Origin of the sequence: Streptococcus sp. 2741, from assembly GCF_013276315.1 — a bacterium.
In the GTDB taxonomy this organism is placed as follows: domain Bacteria; phylum Bacillota; class Bacilli; order Lactobacillales; family Streptococcaceae; genus Streptococcus; species Streptococcus pseudopneumoniae.
Window position 1 is genome coordinate 1 of the sequence record NZ_VMKU01000129.1, and the last position, 6,769, is coordinate 6,769.

6 protein-coding genes and 1 pseudogene are annotated in these 6,769 nt (G+C 41.8%); all 7 read left to right on the plus strand.

Annotated features, from left to right (window positions below; translation table 11 throughout):
* A partial coding sequence (locus tag HT671_RS10345) for an LPXTG cell wall anchor domain-containing protein (RefSeq protein WP_172923154.1) occupies positions 1-795 on the plus strand: 795 nt, incomplete at its 5' end.
* A gap of 335 nt (positions 796-1,130) precedes the next feature.
* Positions 1,131-1,481, plus strand: a complete 351-nt coding sequence (gene tnpB, locus HT671_RS10350) for an IS66 family insertion sequence element accessory protein TnpB (protein ID WP_172923155.1) — start codon at positions 1,131-1,133, stop codon at positions 1,479-1,481.
* Positions 1,475-1,549, plus strand: a pseudogene (locus HT671_RS10355) (transposase); the annotation flags it as partial. The gene tnpB and the pseudogene HT671_RS10355, both read left to right, overlap by 7 nt.
* A 234-nt stretch (positions 1,550-1,783) precedes the next feature.
* Positions 1,784-3,061, plus strand: a complete 1,278-nt coding sequence (locus HT671_RS10360; protein WP_119919461.1) for an ABC transporter permease — start codon at positions 1,784-1,786, stop codon at positions 3,059-3,061.
* A gap of 126 nt (positions 3,062-3,187) precedes the next feature.
* Positions 3,188-3,835, plus strand: a complete 648-nt coding sequence (gene vex2 / locus HT671_RS10365; RefSeq protein ID WP_000173719.1) for an ABC transporter ATP-binding subunit Vex2 — start codon at positions 3,188-3,190, stop codon at positions 3,833-3,835.
* Positions 3,836-3,890: 55 nt separating this feature from the next.
* On the plus strand, positions 3,891-5,270 hold the full coding sequence (vex3, locus tag HT671_RS10370) for an ABC transporter permease subunit Vex3 (protein WP_138703453.1): 1,380 nt from the start codon (positions 3,891-3,893) through the stop codon (positions 5,268-5,270).
* Positions 5,271-5,567: 297 nt separating this feature from the next.
* The coding region (locus tag HT671_RS10375) for a LysM peptidoglycan-binding domain-containing protein (RefSeq protein ID WP_172923156.1) at positions 5,568-6,769 on the plus strand (1,202 nt) is incomplete at its 3' end.

The window sequence follows — 6,769 nt, forward strand, 5'->3', positions numbered from 1 at the left end:
ACTAAAGCCGATACAGATGGCGATGGCTTGACTGATAAGGAAGAAGTAGAGAAAGGAACAGACCCTACTAAAGCCGATACAGATGGCGATGGCTTGACTGATAAGGAAGAAGTAGAAAAAGGAACAAATCCGAAAGATCCAAACTCGAAACCAGAATCTAAACCAGTAGGTGCATCAACTAAGGATTCAGATAGTGTTAAAGATCCATCAGTAACATCGGTTAAAGATCCAAGCAACTTGACTGATGCAGAAAGAGCTAAGGTAGCCGAAGAAGTTAAGAAATCTAACCCAACTGCAACAGATGTTAAAGTAGGTAAAGATGGAACAATAACTGTAACCTTCCCAGATGGCTCAACAGCAGTAATTCCAGCAGCTAAAGCAGTTGAGAAAGCTAAAGATGCAGATAGTGTTAAGGATCCGTCAGCAACACCAGTTAAAGATCCAAGCAACTTGACTGACGCAGAAAAAGCTAAGGTAGCCGAAGAAGTTAAGAAATCTAACCCAACTGCGAAAGATATTAAGGTAAACAAAGACGGATCAGTAGTTGTAACCTTTGAAGATGGTACTACATCTGTTATTCCAGCAGATAAGACAGTCAAGAAATCAGATAGTTCAGTAGCAGTTAATCCAGCTACCAACCAAGATTCACCTGCTCAAGCACCAGCTGAGAAAGCAGGAGCGAAAGAATTGCCAAATACTGGTACAGAACAATCTAGCGCTTCACTTGCTCTAGCACTTCTTGCAGCAGCAACAGGGGGACTCCTTATCGCGAAAAAACGCAAGGAAGAAGAGTAAGAAATTACTTTGATAAAATAATTCATAGGATAAACATTCTGTAAATTTAACGAAAATAGATTGGAACACTATGTTCTAGTCGCCCCCAAAAGGATAGCATCTCCGAGAGGAGATGTTATCTTTTTTTACTAGTGAATCAAATGATATAGTGGATTAAATTTATAATAGTACGGTAAGCGCGTCATAACAAGGTATCTATCATTCATGGAGTTCCTCCTGTATACTATTCGTAAAGTAAAACTATTGGAAGATATTTTAATGCCACAACCTATTGTTCCTGTAGAGATTCCACAATCTCGAAATGATAGAAGAGCTTTTGGATAAGGTGTTGCTCTATGACAATTCATCTATCTAGCCTAGGGCAGGTCTATCTCGTATGTGGGAAAACGGATATGAGACAAGGCATTGATTCACTGGCTTATCTCATTAAAACCCACTTTGAATTGGATCCTTTCTCAGGTCAAGTCTTTCTCTTTTGTGGTGGACGTAAAGACCGCTTTAAAGCCCTTTACTGGGATGGTCAAGGATTTTGGCTACTATATAAACGCTTTGAGAGCGGCAGACTGACTTGGCCAAGTACAGAAAAGGATATCAAAGCTCTCACGCCTGAACAAGTAGACTGGCTTATGAAGGGCTTTTCTATCACTCCCAAAATAAATTCATCAGAAAGTCGTGATTTCTATTGAAAGACGGGCATCTGGTCCTTTCCAATAATCTAGCTGAACGCGCTATTAAATCATTGGTTATGGGACGGAGTAAAAGAGTCCAGTGGACTCTTTTAGCCTAAGAAAAACGTGGACTGATTTTGTGTTTGGATTATGACCTTGAACGACATGCTTTAAAAGTTAGTTGAACCGCCGTATGCCGAACGGCACGTACGGTGGTGTGAGAGGGACTAGAGATTATCCCCTACTCGATATTTTTTTCGTATTTCATAAACATTTCATATTTGGGTTTTATAATAGTCTTACAAATATGGAGGTGACAAATGAATCCAATCCAAAGATCTTGGGCTTATGTCAGCAGAAAACGACTGAGAAGTTTTATTTTATTTCTGATTTTATTGGTCCTATTGGCTGGAATTTCAGCCTGTTTGACGCTGATGAAGTCCAACAAAACAGTTGAAACCAATCTTTACAAATCACTCAATACATCTTTTTCTATTAAGAAGATAGAAAATGGTCAGACTTTCAAGTTGTCGGACTTATCATCCGTGAGCCAGATTAAGGGACTGGAACATGTCTCTCCTGAACTCGAGACGGTCGCAAAACTAAAAGACAAGGAAGCAGTGAGTGGCGAGCAGAGCGTGGAGCGTGATGATTTGTCAGCTGCAGACAAAAACTTGGTCAGCTTAACGGCTCTTGAGGATTCATCCAAGGATGTGACCTTTACCAGTTCGGCCTTCAACCTAAAAGAAGGGCGACACCTTCAAAAAGGGGATTCCAAGAAAATCCTGATCCACGAAGAGTTGGCTAAGAAGAACGGTCTTTCGCTTCATGACAAGATTGGCTTGGATGCTGGTCAGTCTGAATCTGGAAAAGGACAAACAGTAGAGTTTGAGATTATCGGCATCTTTTCTGGTAAAAAACAAGAGAAATTCACAGGCTTGTCTTCTGACTTCAGTGAAAATCAAGTCTTTACAGATTATGAAAGTAGCCAAACCCTTTTGGGCAATAGTGAAGCTCAAGTCAGTGCAGCACGCTTCTATGTAGAAAATCCTAAGAAAATGGACGGACTCATGAAGCAGGTAGAAAACTTGGCCTTGGAAAATCAAGGCTACCAAGTCGAAAAGGAAAACAAGGCTTTTGAACAAATCAAAGACTCAGTGGAAACCTTTCAAACCTTCCTGACCATCTTCCTTTATGGGATGTTGATAGCAGGAGTAGGGGCCTTGATTTTGGTCTTGTCTCTCTGGTTGAGAGAAAGGGTCTACGAAGTGGGGATTTTACTAGCACTTGGAAAAGGCAAGAGCTCGATCTTCCTACAGTTCTGTTTAGAGGTAGTTTTGGTATCTCTTGGTGCCTTGCTTCCAGCATTTGCTGCAGGCAACGCCATCACATCCTACCTACTCCAAACTCTACTAGCAAGTGGAGAGCAGGCAAGCTTACAAGACACGCTAGCCAAAGCAAGCAGTTTATCAACCAGCATCCTATCTTTTGCAGCATCCTATGTTTTTCTAGTTCTGCTTAGTTGCTTATCTGTAGCCCTTTGTTTCCTATTCTTATTTAGAAAAGCGCCGAAAGAAATTTTATCATCTATTAGTTAATACTCTTTGAAAATCTCTTCAAACCGCGTTAGCTGTATCTGCAACCTCAAAGTTGTGCTTTGAGCAACCTACAGCTAGCTTCCTAGTTTGCTCTTTGATTTTCATTGAGTATAAGAAGGAGAAATCATGACTTTATTACAATTACAAGACCTTAACTACCGTTATAAGAACACTGCTGAGGCAGTCCTATATCAGATCAATTATCATTTTGAACCTGGGAAATTTTACAGTATTATTGGGGAGTCAGGAGCGGGGAAATCCACTCTCTTGTCCCTACTTGCTGGTTTAGATAGTCCTGTTGAAGGTTCGATTCTTTTCCAAGGAGAGGATATTCGTAAGAAGGGGTATTCCTACCATCGTATGCACCATATTTCCCTGGTATTTCAAAATTATAACTTGATAGATTATCTTTCTCCACTGGAAAATATCCGCTTGGTCAACAAAAAGGCAAGCAAGGATACACTGCTTGAGCTTGGTTTAGATGAAAATCAGATCAAGCGGAATGTTCTCCAGTTATCAGGTGGTCAACAGCAACGTGTTGCCATTGCTCGCAGTTTGGTCTCAGAAGCTCCAGTTATTCTAGCTGATGAGCCAACAGGAAATCTGGATCCTAAAACTGCTGGAGATATTGTCGAACTGCTCAAATCACTTGCCCAGAAAACAGGTAAATGTGTCATCGTCGTAACCCACAGCAAAGAAGTGGCACAAGCATCAGATATTACACTTGAGTTGAAAGATAAGAAACTGACTGAAACTCGAAATACTACGAAATAATACGAACTTTTTCTGTTCAAACTATAAAATAGAATAAAATCTAGAAAGGGAATCTATGTTACACAACGCATTTGCCTATGTTACAAGGAAGTTTTTCAAATCGATTGTCATCTTCCTGATTATTCTCCTCATGGCGAGCTTGAGTTTGGTCGGCTTGTCAATCAAGGGAGCTACTGCCAAGGCTTCTCAGGAGACTTTTAAAAATATCACCAACAGCTTCTCCATGCAAATCAATCGTCGCGTCAACCAAGGAACGCCTCGTGGTGCTGGGAATATCAAGGGTGAAGACATCAAAAAAATCACCGAAAACAAGGCCATCGAGTCTTATGTCAAACGTATCAACGCTATCGGAGATTTGACTGGATATGACCTCATTGAAACGCCAGAAACCAAGAAGAATCTCACTGCTGATCGTGCCAAACGTTTTGGAAGTAGCTTGATGATCACTGGTGTCAATGACTCCTCTAAAGAAGACAAGTTTGTCTCTGGTTCTTATAAGCTGGTCGAAGGTGAGCACCTAACCAACGACGACAAGGATAAGATTCTCATGCATAAGGACTTGGCAGCCAAACACGGCTGGAAAGTTGGGGATAAGGTCAAACTAGACTCCAATATCTACGATGCCGATAATGAAAAAGGAGCCAGGGAAACAGTCCAAGTGACAATCAAGGGACTCTTTGATGGTCATAATAAGTCAGCAGTAACTTACTCACAAGAGCTTTACGAAAATACAGCCATCACAGACATCCATATTGCTGCTAAACTTTATGGATACACAGAAGACACAGCTATTTATGGGGACGCAACCTTCTTTGTAACAGCAGACAAGAACTTGGATGATGTTATGAAAGAGTTGAATGGCATCAGTGGTATCAACTGGAAGAGCTACACACTCGTTAAGAGTTCCTCTAACTACCCAGCTCTAGAGCAATCCATTTCTGGTATGTACAAGATGGCCAACCTCCTCTTCTGGGGTAGCTTGAGCTTCTCAGTCCTTCTCCTTGCACTCTTGCTTAGTCTTTGGATCAACGCCCGTCGTAAGGAAGTGGGCATTCTCCTCTCTATCGGTCTTAAGCAGGCAAGTATCTTGGGGCAATTCATCACCGAATCCATCTTGATTGCAATTCCTGCTCTTGTTTCTGCTTACTTCCTAGCCAGCTACACAGCTCGTGCCATCGGAAATACTGTCCTTGCCAATGTGACTTCAGGTGTTGCCAAGCAAGCCAGCAAGGCGGCTCAAGCCTCTAACCTTGGTGGTGGTGCAGAAGTAGATGGCTTTAGCAAGACCTTGTCGAGCCTAGATATTTCTATTCAGACTTCAGACTTTATCATCGTCTTTGTCCTAGCCTTGGTTCTAGTGGTTTTCGTTATGGCGCTTGCTTCAAGCAATCTCCTTAGAAAACAACCAAAAGAGCTTTTGCTGGATGGTGAATAATACTGATGCTAGACTGAAAAATGAGGCTAGCAACTGAAAGTTTTAAAATGATACATGAAGCAGAAAGCAGTGGTGAAAATCATTGCTTTCAGTTGCTTTCTTTGTACTTTAGTGTTAAATATGATATACTAAAGTTATAGAATTTATTAGAAAGGGGTTTCGCAACTTATATATGGAATTGTGCATAAAAATCTATAGATAAATCTGTAGAAGCCTATCCATATCGCAAACATAGGCTAGTAGACCTAGGCAGGGCCTACCTTGGAAAATATAGAATAGTGAGGAAAAATAAATATTATGAGACAAACAAATGTTAGAGGAAGCTTATCCCTCCGTGGTTTTAGAAAATTAAGAACGGGTGCAATTGTTGCGACAGGTGTGATTCTACTGGGGCTAGGCTTTTTAGCTCCAACTGTATCAGCCAGTGAACAAGATGGTGTTTGGGTAGCCAGAACAGTTGAGGAAGTGAAAGCTGATATTCTAAATATAGACAATTTATCACACTACACAATTAAGTGGGGAGATACATTGAGTGCTATTAGTGGGGCAACAGGGCTATCTGTTGATAGTTTGGTTGAGATAAATCGTATTGCAAATAGAGATTTGATTTTTGCTAATAATAAATTGTATTTTAGCGAAGAGGCTTTTCTAAAAGATGGAAATACAGAAGTAAAAAGACAGCGAGTGTCGATTGATAATTCTGGTAGTCGTCAAAGTTATGAAGTTGAAACAAAAACAGATACTGTAACTGGTGAACAAAGGACTACTGTTAAACAAACGACACCAGTAGCTGTGGAAATCCCAGCGGCGTCAGCAGAGAAAGCTGAAGAGTCAGTATTGCCGGCATCGAAATCAGAAACCTCAGTCTCAGTTGCGCCAAAAGCCGAAACAAGATCAGAAACTTTACATGCTCCATCTGCAGATACTACAATTGAATCAGGGAACTCAACTGAATCAAGTCCAGTAGTAGACAAGGCCCTTTCAAATATAGGGACAACAAATCAACCTGTAGTTTCAAATCCAAGTTCTGAAGCGCCAGCACCGAAAGTGGAAGAGCCAATGGTATCAGAACCAAAATCGGAAGAACCAGCGACCCCAGCACCAAAAGTGGAAGAACCAGTGTCACCGGCGCCAAAAGCAGAAGAACCAGCAACACTGGCACCAGAAGTAGAAGAGCCAGCGACCCCAGCACCGAAAGCGGATGAGCCAACGGTATCAGAACCAAAAGCAGAAGCACCCGTATCTCCAGCACCGAAAGTAGAAGAGCCAACGGTATCAGAACCAAAATCAGAAGCACCAGCGACCCCAGCGCCAAAAGCGGATGAGCCAATGGTATCAGAACCAAAATCAGAAGCACCAGCGACCCCAGCGCCAAAAGCAGAAGAGCCAATGGTATCAGAACCAAGAGCAGAAGCACCAGCAGCGCCAGCGCCAAAAGCAGAAGAGCCAATGGTATCAGAACCAAAATCAGAAGCACCAGCGACCCCAGCGCCAAAAGC

Excerpts from the sequence above, each read along its gene's own strand:
- HT671_RS10360 (WP_119919461.1), top strand. The coding sequence starts at position 1,784 with ATGAATCCAATCCAAAGATCTTGGGCTTATGTCAGCAGAAAACGACTG.
- tnpB (WP_172923155.1), top strand. The coding sequence starts at position 1,131 with ATGACAATTCATCTATCTAGCCTAGGGCAGGTCTATCTCGTATGTGGG.
- vex2 (WP_000173719.1), top strand. The coding sequence starts at position 3,188 with ATGACTTTATTACAATTACAAGACCTTAACTACCGTTATAAGAACACT.
- vex3 (WP_138703453.1), top strand. The coding sequence starts at position 3,891 with ATGTTACACAACGCATTTGCCTATGTTACAAGGAAGTTTTTCAAATCG.